The organism is Ruegeria sp. BF10, assembly GCF_056538725.1.
This window is the reverse complement of record NZ_JBQFTR010000001.1, coordinates 1,781,544-1,799,875: the sequence shown is the minus strand read 5'-3', so window position 1 is coordinate 1,799,875 and position 18,332 is coordinate 1,781,544. Positions and strand designations below refer to the sequence as shown.

Annotated in this window: 26 protein-coding genes and 1 tRNA gene; 11 read left to right on the top strand and 16 right to left on the bottom strand. The window is 58.8% G+C overall.

The genetic code is table 11. The annotated features are described in order from the left end of the window. Positions 1 to 88: 88 nt before the first annotated feature. Complete coding sequence (locus ACR0DJ_RS09100; protein WP_480684777.1) at positions 89 to 1,378, bottom strand: capsule biosynthesis protein; 1,290 nt, start codon at positions 1,376 to 1,378, stop codon at positions 89 to 91. 150 nt (positions 1,379 to 1,528) lie between these two features. Between ACR0DJ_RS09100 and ACR0DJ_RS09095 the strand changes: the two genes are divergently transcribed. The 5 genes from ACR0DJ_RS09095 (at position 1,529) to ACR0DJ_RS09075 (ending at position 4,735) form a co-directional block, all read left to right on the top strand. Continuing rightward, the gene (locus tag ACR0DJ_RS09095) at positions 1,529 to 2,116 is read left to right on the top strand and encodes a riboflavin synthase (protein ID WP_480684643.1); all 588 of its coding nucleotides are present in this window, start codon (positions 1,529 to 1,531) and stop codon (positions 2,114 to 2,116) included. 99 nt (positions 2,117 to 2,215) lie between these two features. Beyond that, a complete protein-coding gene (ribB, locus tag ACR0DJ_RS09090) occupies positions 2,216 to 3,337 on the top strand; it encodes a 3,4-dihydroxy-2-butanone-4-phosphate synthase (RefSeq protein WP_171119533.1) in 1,122 nt (373 codons plus the stop codon). Positions 3,338 to 3,339: 2 nt separating this feature from the next. After that, positions 3,340 to 3,891: a 6,7-dimethyl-8-ribityllumazine synthase gene (locus ACR0DJ_RS09085; RefSeq protein ID WP_170346544.1), complete on the top strand. Its 552-nt coding sequence runs from the start codon at positions 3,340 to 3,342 to the stop codon at positions 3,889 to 3,891. After that, the gene (gene nusB, locus ACR0DJ_RS09080; RefSeq protein ID WP_171119535.1) at positions 3,888 to 4,370 is read left to right on the top strand and encodes a transcription antitermination factor NusB; all 483 of its coding nucleotides are present in this window, start codon (positions 3,888 to 3,890) and stop codon (positions 4,368 to 4,370) included. Before ACR0DJ_RS09085 ends, nusB begins: the two co-directional genes overlap by 4 nt. A 59-nt stretch (positions 4,371 to 4,429) precedes the next feature. Then, positions 4,430 to 4,735: a hypothetical protein gene (locus ACR0DJ_RS09075; RefSeq protein ID WP_171170548.1), complete on the top strand. Its 306-nt coding sequence runs from the start codon at positions 4,430 to 4,432 to the stop codon at positions 4,733 to 4,735. 214 nt (positions 4,736 to 4,949) lie between these two features. Here ACR0DJ_RS09075 and ACR0DJ_RS09070 read toward each other — a convergent pair whose 3' ends face one another. Both ACR0DJ_RS09070 and ACR0DJ_RS09065 read right to left on the bottom strand, forming a co-directional pair. Beyond that, positions 4,950 to 5,375, bottom strand: coding sequence for an SRPBCC family protein (locus tag ACR0DJ_RS09070; protein ID WP_171363161.1), 426 nt, complete (start codon positions 5,373 to 5,375; stop codon positions 4,950 to 4,952). Further along, on the bottom strand, positions 5,368 to 5,691 hold the full coding sequence (locus ACR0DJ_RS09065) for an ArsR/SmtB family transcription factor (protein ID WP_170346548.1): 324 nt from the start codon (positions 5,689 to 5,691) through the stop codon (positions 5,368 to 5,370). Before ACR0DJ_RS09065 ends, ACR0DJ_RS09070 begins: the two co-directional genes overlap by 8 nt. A 114-nt stretch (positions 5,692 to 5,805) precedes the next feature. On the opposite strand from ACR0DJ_RS09065, the gene ACR0DJ_RS09060 reads away from it, so the two are divergent. Continuing rightward, positions 5,806 to 6,237: an MmcB family DNA repair protein gene (locus ACR0DJ_RS09060; protein WP_170346549.1), complete on the top strand. Its 432-nt coding sequence runs from the start codon at positions 5,806 to 5,808 to the stop codon at positions 6,235 to 6,237. 2 nt (positions 6,238 to 6,239) lie between these two features. Here ACR0DJ_RS09060 and ACR0DJ_RS09055 read toward each other — a convergent pair whose 3' ends face one another. Beyond that, positions 6,240 to 6,428, bottom strand: a complete 189-nt coding sequence (locus ACR0DJ_RS09055; RefSeq protein WP_152457562.1) for a DUF6324 family protein — start codon at positions 6,426 to 6,428, stop codon at positions 6,240 to 6,242. A 77-nt stretch (positions 6,429 to 6,505) separates the two neighbouring features. On the opposite strand from ACR0DJ_RS09055, the gene ACR0DJ_RS09050 reads away from it, so the two are divergent. Next, the gene (locus tag ACR0DJ_RS09050; RefSeq protein ID WP_170346550.1) at positions 6,506 to 6,988 is read left to right on the top strand and encodes a GNAT family N-acetyltransferase; all 483 of its coding nucleotides are present in this window, start codon (positions 6,506 to 6,508) and stop codon (positions 6,986 to 6,988) included. A 47-nt stretch (positions 6,989 to 7,035) separates the two neighbouring features. Further along, positions 7,036 to 7,112 (top strand) — tRNA-His (locus ACR0DJ_RS09045). Positions 7,113 to 7,206: 94 nt separating this feature from the next. Here the strand turns inward: ACR0DJ_RS09045 and ACR0DJ_RS09040 are convergent. From ACR0DJ_RS09040 to secG, 12 genes are all read right to left on the bottom strand, one after another. Further along, positions 7,207 to 8,013 carry an ABC transporter permease gene (locus tag ACR0DJ_RS09040; protein WP_170346551.1) on the bottom strand — a complete coding sequence of 269 codons (807 nt, stop codon included), beginning with the start codon at positions 8,011 to 8,013 and terminating at the stop codon, positions 7,207 to 7,209. Next, complete coding sequence (locus tag ACR0DJ_RS09035) at positions 8,010 to 8,897, bottom strand: ABC transporter permease (RefSeq protein WP_480684775.1); 888 nt, start codon at positions 8,895 to 8,897, stop codon at positions 8,010 to 8,012. Before ACR0DJ_RS09035 ends, ACR0DJ_RS09040 begins: the two co-directional genes overlap by 4 nt. 81 nt (positions 8,898 to 8,978) lie before the next feature. After that, positions 8,979 to 9,728: a transporter substrate-binding domain-containing protein gene (locus ACR0DJ_RS09030; RefSeq protein ID WP_152457566.1), complete on the bottom strand. Its 750-nt coding sequence runs from the start codon at positions 9,726 to 9,728 to the stop codon at positions 8,979 to 8,981. Positions 9,729 to 9,761: 33 nt separating this feature from the next. Then, positions 9,762 to 10,538 carry an ABC transporter ATP-binding protein gene (locus ACR0DJ_RS09025; protein WP_170346552.1) on the bottom strand — a complete coding sequence of 259 codons (777 nt, stop codon included), beginning with the start codon at positions 10,536 to 10,538 and terminating at the stop codon, positions 9,762 to 9,764. Between the two features lie 109 nt (positions 10,539 to 10,647). Continuing rightward, positions 10,648 to 11,415 carry a phosphate/phosphite/phosphonate ABC transporter substrate-binding protein gene (locus ACR0DJ_RS09020; RefSeq protein ID WP_480684638.1) on the bottom strand — a complete coding sequence of 256 codons (768 nt, stop codon included), beginning with the start codon at positions 11,413 to 11,415 and terminating at the stop codon, positions 10,648 to 10,650. After that, positions 11,412 to 11,849, bottom strand: a complete 438-nt coding sequence (locus ACR0DJ_RS09015) for a tellurite resistance TerB family protein (protein ID WP_170346554.1) — start codon at positions 11,847 to 11,849, stop codon at positions 11,412 to 11,414. Before ACR0DJ_RS09015 ends, ACR0DJ_RS09020 begins: the two co-directional genes overlap by 4 nt. 20 nt (positions 11,850 to 11,869) lie before the next feature. Next, positions 11,870 to 12,319 carry a tellurite resistance TerB family protein gene (locus tag ACR0DJ_RS09010; protein ID WP_152457570.1) on the bottom strand — a complete coding sequence of 150 codons (450 nt, stop codon included), beginning with the start codon at positions 12,317 to 12,319 and terminating at the stop codon, positions 11,870 to 11,872. A 42-nt stretch (positions 12,320 to 12,361) separates the two neighbouring features. Next, complete coding sequence (locus ACR0DJ_RS09005) at positions 12,362 to 12,652, bottom strand: DUF1330 domain-containing protein (RefSeq protein WP_170346555.1); 291 nt, start codon at positions 12,650 to 12,652, stop codon at positions 12,362 to 12,364. Between the two features lie 78 nt (positions 12,653 to 12,730). Further along, positions 12,731 to 13,507, bottom strand: coding sequence for an isocitrate lyase/PEP mutase family protein (locus ACR0DJ_RS09000; protein ID WP_425078017.1), 777 nt, complete (start codon positions 13,505 to 13,507; stop codon positions 12,731 to 12,733). A gap of 168 nt (positions 13,508 to 13,675) precedes the next feature. After that, the gene (locus tag ACR0DJ_RS08995; RefSeq protein ID WP_170346557.1) at positions 13,676 to 14,158 is read right to left on the bottom strand and encodes a bacterioferritin; all 483 of its coding nucleotides are present in this window, start codon (positions 14,156 to 14,158) and stop codon (positions 13,676 to 13,678) included. Between the two features lie 123 nt (positions 14,159 to 14,281). Then, positions 14,282 to 15,925: a CTP synthase gene (locus tag ACR0DJ_RS08990; protein ID WP_480684634.1), complete on the bottom strand. Its 1,644-nt coding sequence runs from the start codon at positions 15,923 to 15,925 to the stop codon at positions 14,282 to 14,284. A 160-nt stretch (positions 15,926 to 16,085) separates the two neighbouring features. Continuing rightward, complete coding sequence (gene secG / locus ACR0DJ_RS08985) at positions 16,086 to 16,448, bottom strand: preprotein translocase subunit SecG (protein WP_170346559.1); 363 nt, start codon at positions 16,446 to 16,448, stop codon at positions 16,086 to 16,088. A 151-nt stretch (positions 16,449 to 16,599) separates the two neighbouring features. On the opposite strand from secG, the gene nthA reads away from it, so the two are divergent. The 3 genes from nthA to ACR0DJ_RS08970 are packed head-to-tail and all read left to right on the top strand — an operon-like array spanning position 16,600 to position 18,214. Further along, positions 16,600 to 17,214 carry a nitrile hydratase subunit alpha gene (gene nthA / locus ACR0DJ_RS08980; RefSeq protein WP_257600453.1) on the top strand — a complete coding sequence of 205 codons (615 nt, stop codon included), beginning with the start codon at positions 16,600 to 16,602 and terminating at the stop codon, positions 17,212 to 17,214. Beyond that, positions 17,211 to 17,888 carry a nitrile hydratase subunit beta gene (nthB, locus tag ACR0DJ_RS08975; RefSeq protein ID WP_480684632.1) on the top strand — a complete coding sequence of 226 codons (678 nt, stop codon included), beginning with the start codon at positions 17,211 to 17,213 and terminating at the stop codon, positions 17,886 to 17,888. Before nthA ends, nthB begins: the two co-directional genes overlap by 4 nt. Next, on the top strand, positions 17,885 to 18,214 hold the full coding sequence (locus tag ACR0DJ_RS08970) for a nitrile hydratase accessory protein (RefSeq protein ID WP_480684630.1): 330 nt from the start codon (positions 17,885 to 17,887) through the stop codon (positions 18,212 to 18,214). The genes nthB and ACR0DJ_RS08970 overlap by 4 nt, the downstream gene beginning before the upstream one ends. Positions 18,215 to 18,332: the final 118 nt, after the last annotated feature.

Here is an 18,332-nt window from a genome sequence, read left to right as displayed (position 1 = left end):
AATTGCACTGCCGGATATCCTCAGTCTTTTGTTGTTGCGGCGAGATTAGCCGGTAAGCAGCTCAACTTCCAGTCACAGAGCGCCCGAACTACTCGACGATTTTCAACTGTGGCGTCGGTGCCTCGTTCTTGTTCAGAAGGGCCTGATAAGGGTCGCTGCTGCTGAGCATCATGTCCACGGCGCGGCGTAACAACTGCCGACGGCCGCGCCGGGAATAAAAACCGCCCGGCACCTGGCTGGTTTCCAGCAGGAATTGCCGGTAACAGCGATAGGCGTCGACATCCGGCGCGTCTGGTTCAGCAAAAAAAGCGGCGATCGACTGCTGTGATACGAAGTCGGTCTTGTCATAAACCGAACGTCCGAAAATACGCAGCGGAATACCCCGCCACAAGACCTGCTGGCCCGCAGTGGAATTCACGGTGACGGCCGAATTTGCCTCATCCAGCAAACCTGCCAGTTTTCCGCCGGGGACATAGTGAACACGGGTCTGCACCCCGTGTTTCCTGGCAATCTCCATGGCGCGCAGGTGCAATGGTTCACGGTGGTTTTCCAAAGGGTGCTCTTTCACGACCAACCTGTGATGCGCCGGTGCGCCTTGCGCGAATCCTGCGATGACCAGTTCCAGAAAATCGGACATGCAGGCGAATTCGGAATGGGCCTGAACCGAACTGTCATGCCCGAGTTGCAGCAGCACGAGGTGATACGGGAAGCCCCCCCATCTGACGCGCGCCGTGGCCACGCTGCGTTGCAGGCGATGAACAGGCATCAACATCAGGCGTTTGAAATACAATCGGAATTCCTGTGAAACCGGCAGATCACGATGAGGCCGGAAGTTGCGGTATCTCTTGTTCAGGAACATGACGAACCAATGATAGAGGGCACCGTAGAAGATGTGTTGCCGCATATCCCCCCAATGTGACGGAGGCGGCGGCGCTTTGCTGTCCGACTGGGCCAGAGCCTGCCGCATCCGGTCCACATCCAATGACATCAGGCGCGAGTGTCCGTTTGATCCATCCCGCTCGTACGTGACCCACCAGGGCCGCAGGTAGCCTTCTTCGAAAACATGAATTGTCAGCCCACGCGACTTCGCAATCTCAACTGCGCGGGCGTGGACCGGTCTCGTGTCGCCATAAAGAACGATATCCGTGACGCCCTTGTCGGCAATCAATCTGTTCAATGTCTCGGGCCAATCGCCGGGCGTGTTCCGGAATGCGATGAAACTTGCCTTGTCGAACCAGAACGCCTGATCGCCCGCATTGAAGCCAACCCGCCAGACCTGTGCCCCCGTGGCGCGCAACATCTGCCCGAGTGACGAAAAAAACGGCCCGTGAGGTCCCTGAAGGAACAGGAAGACCCGTTTATCTGAGCCTGAAGGCATTTGCGGCATCTGGACTGCTCTTTTGGTTTTTGTTGCGGAAACTATGCCTGTTTGGGCCTGGTACGGCAAGGCGGGGCTTGCCCGCGCGGCCCATTGGGCTTACCTCGACTTTGACAAGCAGGCACAGGTTAGGAACTGAGGGTTAACGGAATGTTCACAGGTATCGTCACCGACATCGGCACCGTCACCGAGCTGGAACAGCAGGGGGATCTGCGCGCCCGGATCAGGACGGCCTATGACACGGCCAGTATCGATATTGGTGCTTCGATCGCCAGTGATGGTGTGTGTCTGACGGTGATCGCGCTGGGCGACGATTGGTATGATGTTCAGATCAGCGCCGAGACGGTTTCGAAGACCAACCTTGATACATGGGCCGTCGGCAAACGTGTCAATCTGGAGCGTGCGCTGAAAGTCGGCGATGAACTGGGCGGTCACATCGTTTCGGGTCATGTGGATGGCGTGGCCGAAGTGGTCGCGGTCGAGGATGAAGGCGACAGCACACGTGTCACCTTGCGCACGCCGAAGGAACTGGCCCGTTTCATAGCGCCCAAAGGGTCGGTTGCGTTGAACGGGACATCGCTGACGGTGAATGACGTGAGTGATTGCGAGTTTGGCATCAATTTCATCCCTCACACCAAGGAAGTCACGACCTGGGGCGATGTCGGTGTGGGCGATCGCGTCAATCTTGAGATCGATACGCTGGCCCGGTACGTCGCGCGTCTGGCCGAGATGTCCTGATACGTCGCGTCGGAAAGCACCTGCGCCGTTTGTGGACTGGTCTTTGCGCCCTCAGTGGTCTATTCCGCCGAGCAAACCCGCCATGTGAAAGGCTGCCCCATGAGCTTTGAAACCCCCGGACCGGTCGAGGCCCAGTTGCGTGACGCGATCAGCCCGATCGAAGAAATCATCGAAGAAGCGCGCGCAGGCCGGATGTACATTCTGGTCGATCACGAAGATCGTGAAAACGAAGGCGATCTGGTGATCCCGGCCGAGTTTGCGGATGCCGAGGCGATCAACTTCATGGCCACCCATGGGCGCGGTCTGATCTGTTTGCCGATGACGGCGGAACGGATAGATGCGCTGGGGCTGCCGATGATGGCCGTGAACAACTCGTCCCGCCACGAGACGGCCTTTACGGTTTCGATTGAGGCGCGCGAAGGTGTCAGCACCGGGATTTCAGCCGCCGACCGGGCGCTGACCGTGGCGACCGCGATAAATGAACAGAATACGATGGCGCATATCGCCACCCCGGGCCATGTCTTCCCGTTGCGGGCAAAGCGTGGCGGGGTGCTGGTGCGCGCAGGCCATACCGAGGCCGCCGTGGATATCTCGCGCCTTGCCGGGCTGAACCCGTCAGGCGTGATCTGCGAGATCATGAATGAAGACGGAACCATGGCGCGCCTGCCGGATCTGGTCGAGTTCGCCAAAAAGCACAACATGAAAATCGGCACGATCAGCGACCTGATCAGCTATCGGGCGCGCAATGACAATCTGGTTGTCGAGACCTCGCGTCAAACAGTCACCTCGGAATACGGCGGTGAGTGGGAAATGCGGATTTTCACCGATCAGACCCACGGCATTGAACATGTTGTCATGATCAAAGGTGACATCACCACGCCCGAGCCCGTTCTGACGCGTACACACGCCCTGCACGAAGCGCCGGATATCCTGGGGCTTGGCCCGAAATCATCCCGCGAGCTACCGCGCGCGATGGAAAAGATCGCCGAGGAGGGCCGCGGTGTGGTCTGCCTGTTCCGCCAGCCGCGCAACTCGTTGTATGCGGTCGAGGATGAAGGCCCGCGCACCATCAAGCAAACCGGTCTGGGGGCGCAGATCCTGTCCAAGATGGGGATTCAGGAACTGGTGCTTCTGACCGACTCTCCTGAAACGGTGTATCTTGGGCTGGACGCGTTTGGCCTGTCCATCGTCGGCACCCGCTCGATTCTGAAGGAAGACTGAACATGGCTGAACAAGACAAACACGGAATTCTGCCGACACCCAGCTTCGACAAGCCGGTGAAACTGCTGATCGTGGCGGCTCCGTTCTACCGCTCGATCGCCGACAACCTGATTGCGGGTGCCACGGCCGAGATCGAAGCGGCTGGCGGCACCTGCGAAGTGGTCGAAGTGCCCGGAGCGCTGGAAATTCCCACAGCCATCGCCATGGCCGACCGACAGTGCAACTTTGACGGCTATGTCGCGCTGGGCTGCGTCATTCGCGGTGAGACCACGCATTACGAGACCGTCTGCAACGATTCCAGCCGCGCGATCCAACTGCTGGGCCTACAGGGGCTGTGCATCGGCAACGGCATCCTGACGGTTGAGAATGACGAGCAGGCCGAAGTCCGCGCCAATCCCGAAAAGATGAATAAAGGGGGCGGCGCGGCTGCTGCGGCCTTGCATCTGATCGCGCTCAGCCGTAAGTGGGGCGCTTCGAAAAAGGGCGTCGGATTCAAGCCGCCGTCCGAGTCCATCCTGGTGGCGGGCGACAACAACGGACCCACGACAGCATGACCCAGACAGACACGCCGAAACCGGCAAACAGGAAACGCCTGATGAAATCCGCCGCGCGGCTTTATGCCGTGCAGGCGCTGTTCCAGATGGAGCAGTCGGGCCAGACGACCGAGCAGGTGGTCAACGAGTTTCTGGACCATCGGTTCGGCGCGGTCTACGAGGGTGACGAGATGCTTGAGGGCGACAGCACGCTGTTCCGCAAGCTGGTGGATGACGCGGTGAACTATCAGGCGCCGATCGACCAGATGACCGACCGCGCGCTGGTGGCGAAATGGCCGATCGCGCGCATCGACCCGACCCTGCGCGCGCTGTTTCGCGCGGCGGGTGCGGAACTGACCCAAAGCGGCACACCGCCCAAGGTGGTGATCACCGAGTTTGTCGATGTGGCACGTGCCTTTTTCCCTGAGGGTAAAGAACCAAAATTCGTCAATGCCGTGCTGGATCACATGGCGCGCGAGGCCCAGCCCGAGGCGTTCTGACACGTTTACCTGAACCAGACATGCGCTAGCATAGGCAACGAAGCGCAAGGAGGTTCGCCATGCCCAAACTGATCCGCCTGTATATCACGCAAGTCGCCTGGGGTTTTGTCATTTCGGCCGTGTTTGTCGGGGTGCTCTTGGCGCTGAATGTCGCGAATCTTCGGCACCTGATCACCGGGTCGGAAATCGGCCTGATCGCGTTGGTGATGATCTGGTTCATGAACGGTATCGTCTTTGCCGGCGTTCAGTTCGCGTACAAGATCATGAGCATGGCGGAAAAGCCGCAGGGGCCACGTCGGGGAACACCGGTCGCACACAGTTTCGAGCCGGCAACCGTGAAACAGGAAGCCCACGCAGGGCGCTGATATTTCAGGGAAAGTGCGGCGGGACCACCAGTCAACCGTGCGGTTTGATTCCCGAGGACCTGTATGTACAGGTGGGCGCCGGGTAATCAGGCCAGGACCTGAACAGAGCCAGCCCCCTCGGAATTGCTTAAGGCCACCAGAATGCTACCTGTCACAAGAAGGGCAGAACCCGCCACGCGCTTAAGTAGGGTGTCTGACGGGTTCGCGCAAGAGGTCAGGCGTCAACAGTTTCGTGCAATGCCACACGCAACTTGCCGAAATGTTCGTCCCATCCTTTGTCCAGGGCCAGGATCAGATCAAACGCTGCGACGCCTTGCGGTAATCCTTCGTGCACAAGCTCAAGACGTGTGCCGCCCAAGACCGGCTCCAATGTCCATTTGACCACGCTTACAGCGTCTCCCATCGGTTTGACGGTAAAGGTGTGTTCAAGGTATTTCGGGGGGCGGGCGACACGGACCTCTCCCCAGATCAACAAGTCGCCGCTTGTTGTGCCGAACATCTCAAGCTTCTGACCTTCTGCCAGTGTTCTTTCAGGTTTGTGGAACCATTCCGCCAGATGCTCAGGTTCCGTCAGATAGGCCCAAACGGTTTCCGGTTCCGCCCTGAGGAAGATCGATTTCTTCAATACGGCATCAGTCATTTTGTTTCCTTTCAATGGCTTCCTTGAGAGAGTTGAGGCGGTCGTCCCAGAACTGGTCAAAATAGCTGAGCCAATCGAGCACCGGGGCCATACCCTGTGGTTCAAGTCGATTGATGCGTTCCCGGCCGCGCGCTTCGACTGTGATCAATCCACCGTCGGACAGAACCGTCAGGTGCTTTTTGACCGCAGCCCGGGTCATGTCGAACCGGTCGGTCAACTGCCCGATCGTCATGTCCTGTGACGAGAGCAGTCGCACGATGTTCCGGCGTGTGGGATCGGCCAGCGCGCGAAATGCGTTTTGAGTTTGGTTCTCCATAAGCAACCCCAGAAATAATACCTTTTGGTGTCACATTAATGCGATACCAGAAGGTACTGTGTCAAGGTGCAAAGGTACTTTACTTTTGTTCGCTAATTGTTCACATTTTCAGCTATGACTTTGGATCTGCAACCTGGACAGAGACTGGCACGTGGCGTCGCGCGGCATCTTTCGGCGCATGGCTTTGTTTCCGTAGAGGAATTCGTGCCTGCGCGCGGATTGCGCGTAGATGTCATGGGGCTGGGGCCCAAGGGTGAGCTGTGGGTGATCGAATGCAAATCCAGCCGCGCCGATTATCAGTCGGATTCGAAATGGCAGGGCTATTTGGAATGGTGCGACCGATTCTTCTGGGCCGTCGATACAGAATTCCCGACCGATCTGTTGCCTGATGAAACAGGCCTGATCATCGCCGATGCCTATGATGCGGAAATCGTGCGCATGGCACCCGAGGACAAAATCGCACCGGCGCGGCGCAAGAAGATGATCCAGAAATTTGCAACGGATGCCGCGCGCCGCCTGCATGCGCTACGGGATCCCAGGCTGTAAGGTCAGCCTTTGACGGCAAGGGCGGCTTGTACCGCGGCGCGAATTTCGTCGGCGATTTCTTCTGCTTCTTCCGGGTCAAAATCCATCGGTATTTCGATGCCGTCAGCTTCGATGAACAGGCGGACCATACCCTGATCGGTCGGACCGATCTGCAGGTTTGCCTGAATGTCGCGTTCGGTATTGATGCCCATCTGTGCCTCCGAGACTGAGCGTTCCTGCTAGCGCGCACGGGGTTGAGAATCAAGTCACCTTTGCGGTCAGATGAGACATGGAAGACGCCGTTCTCAGATCCTTTCGCCCCGATGACGCCGCGTGGCTGGTTGAGCAGCACGGTCTGCTTTATGCGCGCGACGAAGGGTTTGATGACAGCTTTGCCCCCTTGGTGGCCAGCATCCTTGATGATTTCATGGACAGCAGTGACCCCGAGCTTGAAAGAGGCTGGATCGCGGAACGGGAAGGGCAACGTCTGGGCAGTATTTTTTGCGTTTCTGTTGATCGAAATACCGCCAAGCTGCGGCTGTTTCTGCTTGTCCCGAAAGCACGAGGGCTGGGGCTGGGAAAGCGCCTGCTGCAAGCGTGTACTGCCTTCGCACGCGAGGCAGGATACCGGGAAATGGTCCTTTGGACGCATGAAAGCCATACCGCCGCATGCGCTCTGTACAAGGCGTCTGGCTGGGAGCTGATGGACAGCAAAGCGGTGCATTCCTTCGGTGTCGATCTTGTCGAACAAAGCTGGAAATTTCGGCTTTAATCCTCTTGCATTCCGCGGGCGTGTTCGGTACATCGCCCCTCACGAGTGCCGCCTTAGCTCAGTTGGTTAGAGCGCTGGATTGTGGATCCAGAGGTCCCCTGTTCAAGCCAGGGAGGCGGTACCACTTCCCCCCCTTTGAATGTGCGGAAAAGCGCGCGGGCGCGCGGTGATTGGCGTCGATTTGGTTTGGTGTCCAGACGTGGCCGGCGCGCCGAAACTCAGCGCGCCAGGTTCAGTTTGAACCGCATCTTGGCCCGTTTTGCGACTGGCAGGTGCCGGTTCAGGCGTTTGTTGATCAGGCCAAAGCCTCCGACGATCACCAGCGTCAGCAGGATAAAATAGAACGCCAGTATCGGGTACGGGATGAACGGGTTGAACGTTTTGTCCGCAAAGTAACTGGCGTAATACAGGGCGTCTCCGCGTTGCTGCCATGCCGGGAAGGCTGAAAAGAAGACCAGCGTTGTTGCGTGGAAGAGGAAGATTGCTTCGTTTGTGTAGGCAGGCCAGGCAAGCCGCAACATGGTGGGCCAGACGATCCGACGAAAACGGGCCCAGCCTGACATGCCATAGGCATCCGCAGCTTCGATATCGCCCTTGGGAATGGACCTTAGCGCGCCATAGAAAATCTCGCCCGTATAGGCCGCGGTGTTGAGGAACAACACGATCAGCGCCCCCAGCCAGGCCGAGGTGAAGGCGTCGAACATCGGGTTGGATTTCTTCAGCGACAGGAACAGGAAATAGGCGAAGAAAAACTGGATAAACAAGGGCGAGCCGCGGAACAGGAAGATAAACCATTCCGAAGGCTTGCGGAGCCATTTGTTGCTGGATGCCTTACCTACTGCGAGGGCGGTGGCCAGGAAGAACCCGGTCGCCAGAGCCATGATCCCGAAATAGACATTCCAGATCATGCCCGACCCGATCAGTGTGAACTGTTCGCACAGGGTGAAGTCACTTTTGGGCAGCAGACGCTCGCCGATACCCAGGGACCGCAGGCCATAATCCTGAATGGTTTGCAAGCAGCTCATGCCGTGGTCTCCTTGCGCAGAAGCTCGCCGCCTGATGTGGCCTGTCCGTGGGACAGCCGCCGCATCAGCTTCTCCAGCCCAAGTTCAGACACGCGTGTCATGCCGAGGTAGAAGACAAGCAGGAACAGGAAGTACCACATGCGCCAGTCGCCATGCGGATACTGGGTAAACTTGGACGTCTTGGTGCCACCTAGTTCGCGGGCCCAATAGACGATGTCTTCGATACCCAGCAGGAACAGCAGCGGCGTGGCCTTGATAAGAACCATCCAAAGGTTCGACAAGCCAGGCAGGGCATAGACCCACATCTGCGGCACAAGGATGCGCCAGAAGGTCTGGCGACGGGACATGCCATATGCTTCGGCGGTTTCAAGCTGCGCGTGGGGCACGGCGCGCATTCCACCAAACAGTACGTTCGCGGCAAACGCGCCGAAAACGATTGAGAAAGTAATAACAGCCAGGAAAAAGCCGTAGGTTTCATGCATCCATTCCGGTGCGGTCCCCAATGGCAGCTTGGCCGCCTGACAGACGATAAAATCATTTCCCTGACGGATCGGGTCGGTCCATTCAGGGCACAGGATCTTATGCCGAGTCCATTCGAACGCCTGGTCCAAGGCTATCACGAAAAACAGGAAGAAGGCGATGTCCGGAACACCGCGCACAACGGCAATATACCCTTTACCCAGCCAGCTCAGAGGTGGGAAATGTGATCGGGCGGCCATTGCGCCCATAAAGCCAAACGCCAATGCAACCGGCGCGGTCACCGCCAGCAATCCCAACACCTTGAGGAAGGACAGGTAGAAGGACCAGTGCACGCCGTTGGTCAGGTAGCAGGAGAACCAGCGGAATGTTCCGAGCGTGTCAGGGTCAGCGCAATAGGAAAACATGGAGCGTCTTTCGAACGTCATACCCGGATTTCAACCGGGCAGGGTTCGGCGCGACGGACGCGCCGAACCGCTTGATACGGATTAGTTTGTAACGACCGAACCGTCAGCGTTGTAGGTCGGAACGCCTTCGCCGAACCACTTGATGATCAGTTCGTTCAACGAACCGTCCGCTTTCATCGAGGTAATCGCCTCGTCGAACTTTCCGCGCAGTTCGCCATCCGATTCACGGATGCCCAGCCCGATGCCACCGCCCAGCGGCACGTCATCACCAACGAAGACCAGCTCTCCGGCGGATTCTTCGACGATCGGCACCAGGAAGTCCTTGTCGGCAAACACGGCATCGGCTTCACCGTTGCGGACGGCAGCGATGGTTTCTTCCGGAGTCGCAAACTCGACCAGTGTCGCGCCCGACTCGGCTACGTGGCCTGCCTGAATGGTGGCGGTCTGTGCGGCAACGACGCCGGTGGTGACATCAACATCCTCGGACGCACCGACATATGCCGAAGCCGCAGGCGGGAAGTAGTTCTGGGTGAAGTCGATGACTTCGTCACGTTCGTCAGTGATCGACATGCCCGCGATGATGGTGTCGTAGTTGCCCGAGACCAGGTTCGGAATGATCGAATCCCAGTCGTTCTTGACCCATTCACATTCCAGGTTCGCGCGCTTGCACAGTTCGTCGCCGACTTCACGCTCGAAGCCGTCGATTTCGCCCGCATCATTGATGAAGTTGTACGGAGGGTAGGCGCCCTCGGTCCCCATGCGGACCGTGTCGGCCATGGCGATACCGGCGGTCAGCGCCAGTGCGGCAGTGGACAGAATCAGATTTTTCATTGGTTGCTCCCCAGTTTGGTTCTGTTTTTGAAGTTAAGCCGCCTGAGTGGCGGAGAGAAAACCCCGAAGCCGTTCGGATTCAGGAGATGTAAAGATATCTTCCGGCGTGCCTTCTTCCTCGATCAGGCCCTGGTGCAGGAACACCACGTGGCTTGAGATGTCGGCGGCCATTTTCATGTCATGCGTCACGATGATCATGGTGCGCCCTTCGGCGGCCAGGTCCTTGATCACCTTGATCACTTCCTGTTCCAGCTCGGGATCCAGTGCCGAAGTGGGCTCATCGAACAGCAGGGCTTCGGGTTCCATGCACAGGCCGCGGGCGATGGCGGCGCGCTGTTGTTGTCCCCCGGACAATTGCGCCGGATAAGCGTCGCATTTGTCGCCGATGCCAACCTTGTCCAGATACTTGCGCGCGCTGTCTTCCACCTCGGCCCTGTCGCGCCCCAGAACGGTCACTGGGGCCTCCATCACATTTTGCAGGATGGTCATATGCGCCCACAGATTGAACTGTTGAAACACCATCGACAGGTTGGTGCGTATGCGCAGGACCTGTTTGGGGTCGGCAGGACGGCGCCCGTGCTTTTCCCCGGACCATTTGACAGGCTCACCCTTGAAAAGGATTTCGCCCTGCTGGCTGTCTTCAAGAAGGTTGCAGCACCGCAGAAGCGTCGACTTTCCGGACCCGGACGACCCAATCAATGATACCACGTCACCGCGATGTGCCGTGATATCGACCCCTTTCAACACCTCTAGATTCCCGAAGCTTTTGTGAAGGTCTTTGATTTCGATGACGGGGGCAGTTTCTGTCACGGGCAGTCCAGTGGTTGGTGGTGTTGGTGCGGTACTAGGACCGAAAAAAAAGGTCAATGCAATGCGCAAATGACAGAATCGAGCGGAGAAACACCCAAATTGGCCAGAATCAGTCGACAAATCGGGCAGTCGCTGATCCGCCATCTTCGGGAGAAGGCGGAGTGGGCACAGCCAAGTAGTGCGCCGCGGGAATGTCGATCAACCCGCGTATATGCAGCAATCGTTGATCACCGTCGCAAAGCTGGTCAATCGCGGCCCGTACAGCGCCCGCAATGACCTGCGGATTCCGACCCATCGACGTGATGTAGGGAAGGGTCGGAGTCGGAGTCGTTCTTGCCATTTCGCGCAGTTTGGTCCCCAGATTGGTGTGTTGTTGCAGCATCAGCCATGTCAGTATGTCCAGCGCGGCAAAGTCGGCTTTGCCGTCTGCGACGGCTTGGGCGGACAGCGCATGCCCGCCGGTTTCCAGCAGTCCGGCGGGGCGCAGGTTTGCCTGAGCCATATGTGTAATCGGGGCTGCCCAGCCGGATTGGGACAAGCCCTCATTATACGCGAACACGCCTGTGCTCAGCCCCGCCAGATCCCGGTCGTCGTCATGCCGCGCCACAAAGACCGAGCAATAATAACCTGGGGGACATCCGGGCAGGCCATAGTCCGGGGTGCCAACCAGTTGCACGTGACCATGCAATCGGGTTCGAAACGGCATGCCACAGGTTTGGGCCAGAACCAGGTTCGGGGCTCGCCAGACCTCCCACACATCTTTGTCGCGGGTAAGGGTTTGGGGGCCTGATCCAAGTTCGGCGCGAATCAATCCCCAGAACCTGTCATTGGCGGCTTGCAGGGAGGGCATGTCATACATGCCCAGCATGGCAATCACGATTTTGCAGCCTTTTGCCGTGCCAAAGCGGAATCCACGTCACTTACGCCCAGAAGACTGACCACCAGGCGCAGCAGCGAATCTTCCTCGCTGGTGCGGTGCCCATCGGCCAAAGCCACGGACCACAGCGCCTGAACGACCGCCAAGCGGTCTTCATAAGCAACCGCCTCTTTGATGGCTCGGGTAAAGCGGACGGTGTCCGGGGCCTCGGCCTCAAGATCTTCGGCGCGGGTGCGCAGGGCGGCGCTTTCGAACGGCGACAGGCCATAGCGTTGCGCCGAGATTCGGTCGATACGGGCCATTTCGGAATCGGAATAGTCATTGTCGGACCGCGCCAGTCGCACCAACAGGGCCGTCAGGGCAAGGCGGGCGTCATCGTCGACAAGAGGATCGGGCTGAGGCTGCGTAAGCCTGGAAAGAAACTCACTGAACATGCGTTAGATATAGCGAGCGCCTAACTCACATCCAAGCGGCTTTGAACGCGTTCACGTGCGGCCTTGCTGTCGTTAAAGCTCAACCCCATGGCAACGCGGGCTTCCTCGACGATTTTCACCTCGCCTTCGTCGGTGTTTCCATCCGCCAGGACAACTTCCCACAGCGCATCCAGTGCGGCCAGGCGTTCCTTCAGATCCGTGGTCTCGCGGATCAGCTTGCCGAAGGTATCGGTATCCGGCGCGGCCGCGTGAAGCTTTTCGCAAGTGGCGCGCACCTTGGCTGCTTCGATCGCGTTATGCTGGTAAAGACGGGCGAGGATTTTGTCGATCAGGCGGATCTCTTCCAGCTTGTAGTCCCGATCAGCCTGCGCCACGCGCACCATGAGCGCGCCCAGAGCAAGTTCGGCATCCGGGTCCGGAAGATGTTCATGCTGAGGCGGTCTGAGCGCCTGAAGGAACTTTTTCAACATGGCAAAAGGTTATTCCATATTTTGTGGTGCGCCAAGCGTAGTCTACCCGTCATAGCCCTGAATGATCACAAGATCGCCCATCGAGACCGGGGCGCGCAGTGCTTTGGCTTTCTGGTACGCTTCGCTTTCGTAACAGGCAAGCGCATCCTCATAGCTGGGAAATTCGATCACGACGGTCCGGGCGCGCGCTGCGCCTTCCTTCACTTCGCGTTTTCCACCGCGCGCCAGAAAGCGCGCACCGTAAGCTGCAAAGGGTTCTGCATTTGCAGCAATGTAGGTCTTGTATGTGTCCATGTCGTCCACATCGACATGTGCAACCCAATAGCCTTTCATCGGGCTTGCCTCCTGTTCGGTTTCAAAAGCAGGGTGATTAGAAGTGGCGGCAATTGCAATCCCACAACTTCAGGGTGATCAGGTGCGGTAGTGAATAGCGGCATGCGCCTGATCTGTTAACCACTTGATCATCTGGCGATAAGGAACCGGTCCATAGCTGACGCGCGCAACCCCCAGTTCAGCCAGACGCGGTGTGCCGGGGGTGCCGGGCAGGGCGATGATGTTGACCGGTAGGTTCGTACGCTCGCACAGATGGCCGATCATCGCCTCGTCTTTCAGCCCCGGAGCAAAAAAACCACTGGCGCCCGCTGCCTCATAGGCCGAAGCACGGGCAATGGCGTCGTTCAGCATCGCCTCATCATGTGTTTCCGCCGGGGCCTTCAGGAAAATGTCGGTTCTTGCGTTGACATAGGCAGGTATGCCCGCGTCTTCGCAGGCCGCGCGCATGGCTTCGACGCGTTTGGCCTGAACCGTTATATCGTAGAGCCCGTCGCCGCCGATGATCTGATCTTCGAAGTTGAAACCAACTACGCCGCAATCCAGCGCACGCTTGACGTTTTGTGCAATGCCCTGTGGATCTTCGGCATATGCCCCTTCGAAATCCAGTGTCACCGGAAGATCAACCGCTGCAACGATGCGGCGCGCATTGTCCAATGCGGCCTCTAGCGGGATGTTCTGACCGTCGCCAAAACCCTGTGCCATGGCAACAGGTGCGCTGCCGGTGGCAATGGCTTGCGCGCCTGCATCCCGCACCGCGCCGGCACTGCCGGCATCCCAGATGTTGAACAGAATGACGGGGTCGCCCTTTTTGTGAAGGCTGGTAAAGGTCTTCGCGCTTTGGGATTGATCGCTCATCGGGGCTCTCCTGTCGTGGTGTGATCAACAGTTAACCCCATGAGGGCAGACCGAGTAGAGGTTTTTTTGCTCGGTCGCGTCACATTGAAGTGACGGAAACCGCATGACCCGGTCCACGGCAAGATGGTCCGAGCCATGCTGGTGCATGGGCAGGCGGCGGTGCGTGCCTCAGGCTTCTTCTGCCGCGCCGGATACGAATTTGGCGCTGAAGTTGGCCTCACCCAAACGCTTCAACAGGTTCAACTGGGTGTCCAGCCAGTCCTTGTGGCCTTCTTCTTCCAGCAAGATGCGTTCGAACAGGGTCCTTGACCCGACATCGCCGACCTCGGCGGCCTGCAACGCGGCCTTGGTATAGAAGTCGACCGCCTCGGTTTCATCCTTCAGATCCGCGGCAAACATGTCTTCCAGGGATCCCGCGGCTGCCGGGCTTTTCTGAAACGCAAGCTCGGGCACGCCGCCAAGGAACAGGATACGCTCGATGAACGCGTCGGAGTGGCCCAGTTCTTCCTGCATTTCAGCGCGCATTTTTTCGGCAAGGATGTCCAGCCCCCAGTCCTCCAGCACATGGGCATGCAGCTGATACTGGTGCGCCGCCGTCAGCTCCATGTGAAGCGCTTGTTGAAGGTTGGTAATCGTTGTTGCGTTGCTCATCGGACATCTCCTGAAACTCTGAACGGCATCGAACATGTGTAAGCAGAAGTTCTGCTTACACCCACAGTTAAGAGATCAGCCCACACAAAACAACGCGGGGTGACAGTCCGACACAGCCCAAGGTCAGACCAGGCGCGAGGTGTCTTTCGCAGCGCGGACAAAATCGCGGAAGAGGGGATGCGGGTCGAACGGTTTGGATTTCAGTTCCGGATGGTACTGCACGCCGATGAACCATGGGTGATCCGACCATTCCACGATCTCCGGCAAGCGACCGTCCGGCGACATGCCCGAGAAGTTGAGCCCCGCCTTTTCAAGCTGCTCACGGTACTTGATGTCCACCTCATAACGGTGACGGTGGCGCTCTTCGATTTGTGTGCCGCCATAAACCTCGGCGACTTTCGATCCCTCTGCCAGCACCGCGTTGTAGGCGCCCAGACGCATGGTGCCGCCCTTGTCGTCGCCGACTTTGCGCTCGACCTTGTGGTTGCCCTGCACCCATTCCTTCAGATGGTACACGACGGGCTCAAAACGCTTTTTCCCGGCTTCATGGTCGAATTCCTCGGACCCTGCTTCGGTGATTCCCGCCGCGTTGCGCGCCGCTTCGATCACCGCCATCTGCATCCCAAGGCAGATACCCAGATAGGGGACTCTGTGTTCGCGCGCATATTGCGCGGCTTTGATCTTGCCTTCGGTCCCGCGTTCGCCAAAGCCTCCGGGGACGAGGATGGCGTGGAAACCTTCAAGGTACGGTGCGACGTCTTCGTTGTCGAACACCTCGGCGTCAACCCATTCGACCTTGACCTTGACCCGGTTGGCCATGCCGCCATGGGTCAGCGCCTCGGCAATCGACTTATAGGCGTCTTCAAGCTGTGTATACTTGCCCACGATGGCAACTTTCACTTCGCCCTCGGCGTTGTGTATACGGTCGCTGACATCTTCCCATTTGGCCAGATCGGGCTTGGGCGCCGGGCTGATCTGGAACGCGTCCAAAACGGCCTGATCCAGACCTTCGCGGTGATAGGCCAGCGGCGCGTCATAGATGGTGCTCAGATCCTGCGCTGCGATCACACTGTCGGGGCGCACGTTGCAGAACAGCGCCAGTTTCTCGCGCTCTTTGGTCGGGATCGGACCTTCCGAGCGGCAAACCAGAATATCGGGCGCCAGACCGATCGAGCGCAGTTCCTTCACCGAGTGCTGAGTCGGTTTGGTTTTCAGCTCGCCCGAGGCCTTGATGTAAGGCAACAGTGTCAGGTGCATGAAAATGCACTGCCCGCGCGGTTTGTCCTGACTGAACTGGCGGATCGCCTCGAAAAACGGCAGGCCTTCGATATCGCCCACGGTGCCGCCGATCTCACACAGCATGAAATCAACCTCATCCTCGCCAATGGCGATGAAATCCTTGATCTCGTTGGTGACGTGCGGGATCACCTGAATGGTCTTGCCGAGGTAATCGCCGCGGCGTTCTTTCTCGAGCACGTTTGAATAAATCCGCCCCGAGCTGACCGAGTCGGTCTTGCGTGCGGCCACGCCGGTGAATCGTTCGTAATGGCCCAGGTCCAGATCGGTTTCCGCCCCGTCATCGGTGACGAACACTTCGCCATGCTCAAACGGTGACATCGTGCCCGGATCGACGTTCAGATAGGGGTCCAGCTTGCGCAGGCGTACCGAGTATCCCCGGGCCTGCAACAAGGCGCCCAACGCCGCCGAAGCCAGTCCTTTGCCCAAGGACGAAACCACACCACCAGTGATGAAAATAAAACGCGCCATAGTTTTTCGGCTGCTCCCGTGAGACGTCAAAATCAGCTGCCCGACGGTTTCGAAAAACCGCTGCATCACGGGACTTCACGTATAAAGGATTCGCGCCAAAAGCGCAAGAGAACCGCAAGATGCTGTTGCAGTCCTCTTCCAGGTTTCTAGGTTTTGTAGGTCAGTCGGCCTGCGGGATCAGCGGCGCGTTGTCGCCCTGTGCAGGCGGCAGAAGGTCATCCGCCGACGGAATTGCCGGAGTGTTTTCTTCGCTTGAAGCCGGAGCCGGGACGCCCAAACGGTCGATCACCGAACTGCCCGAAGACTTCTGCGCCGCCAGAATGGTCAGCGTGATCGAGGTCACGATGAAGCAAGCGGCGAGGATCCAGGTCAGTTTGCCCAAAGCGGTCGCTGCTGCACGGCCTGTCATGGCACCACCGCCGCCGCCCATGCCAAGGCCACCGCCTTCGGACCGTTGCATCAGAACAACGGCAATCAGGCCCAGAGCCAAAAGAAGGTGGATGATGAGAACGACGTTTTCCATGGTGGTCCTGTACAGCGTGGCGTGTATCGCGTGGTACTTATGCAAGTTTGCCAGCGGGGGCAAGTCACGAGTTCGCATCACCGCACGTGATATGTCATATCACGTCAAAGGGACTGGACAGAACGCCGATGCGTGACGCAGGCTGCGGCCCATGCCACATGACGACCACGACCACCCGCACGCCCTTTTGCCGCCCGAACCCGCGCTGCGCGTCAAAGCGCTGGAAACGATTCTGACCCGCAAGGGCCTGATCGACCCGGCGGCTCTGGACGAAATCATCGACACCTATCAGAACAAAATTGGCCCGCAGAACGGCGCGCGTGTTGTCGCAAAAGCCTGGAGCGACCCAGCTTTCAAGGCCGCGCTGCTGAAAGACGCCACCCCGGTGGTCGCGGATCTCGGCTATTATGGTCGCCAGGGCGAACACATGGTTGTCGTCGAAAACACGCCGGCCCGGCACAACATGGTCGTCTGCACCTTGTGCAGCTGCTATCCTTGGCCGTTGCTGGGTATCCCGCCGGGCTGGTACAAGTCTGACGCCTACCGGGCCCGAGCGGTGCGTGAGCCCCGCAAAGTGCTGGCCGAATTCGGTGTCACCTTGGACGAGCGAACGTCCGTAAGGGTCTGGGATTCGACGGCCGAGGTTCGCTATCTTGTTCTGCCGATGCGTCCCGAAGGTACCGATGGGATGAGTGAGGAGGCGCTTGCCGCACTTGTGACACGTGACAGCATGATCGGCACGGGTCTGCCGAAGGCCCTTTCATGACCCGCGTTCACGATATGGGCGGCCGCTTTGGAGATGGTCCGATAAATCCCGAGGCCGAGGATGCGCCGGTTTTTGCCGAAGACTGGCACGCACGTGCGCTGGCGGTGACACTTGCCTCCGGTTTTCTGGGGCAGTGGAACATAGACATATCCCGCCACGCAAGGGAACGGTTGTCGCCAAAAGACTATTCGCGGTTTTCCTACTACGAGAAATGGATCTCGGGCCTGGCTGACCTGTTGGTGGAACGCGGCGTTCTTTCCCTGGGTGACCTGCGCGGCGGCGGAGAGGATGGGCCGCATCCGTTGGCAGAACGGATGCTCAAGGCGGACGCCGTGTCAGCGGCTCTGGCCAAAGGTGGGCCAGCGGACAGGCCTTCGAACGTGTCGGTGCAGTTTTCTGTCGGTCAACAGGTGGTCACGACCCGCCCAGCGGGAAATCGCATTGTGGATGGCGGGCACACACGCCTGCCGAATTATGCGTCCGGTGCAAAAGGGCGAATACTGCGCCTGCACGGAACCCATGTCCTGCCCGATTCCAATGCTCATGGGCAGGGCGAAGCGCCTGAACCGATCTATGCCGTGGTCTTCCCCGCTTCGGAACTTTGGACCAGCCCGGAGCATCCGGATGACGAAGTGGTACTGGATCTCTGGCAAAGCTATCTGGAACCGGCATGAGCGGCTGCAACGAACATTCAGCCCCAGAACCGGTGTTTGCCGAACCCTGGCACGCTCAGGTCTTTGCCGTCACCGTTGCCCTGAACGAGGCGGGATGGTTCGATTGGTCCGATTGGGCGGCGCGATTCTCGGACACGTTGAAGCGCCACGGGCTCACGCGAGAGCTGGATGGCGGCGACGACTATTTCCAGGCATGGCTGGAAACGCTCGAGGGGTTGCTGGCCGAGCAGGGCGTCGCGCCGCCACGGGAGGTGAAAGGGCTACATCAGTCCTGGGAAGAGGCTTATCTGATGACACCTCATGGGCAACCGGTGCATCTGCGTTGATGTCGGGCAGGGGGCTCTGCCCCCGCCGCCCGTTCCGTGCGGCTCCCCCGGGATATTTTCAGCCAGATGAAGCAAGGGATCCGCTTTTCATCTGGCCATAAATATCCCCGCCGGAGGC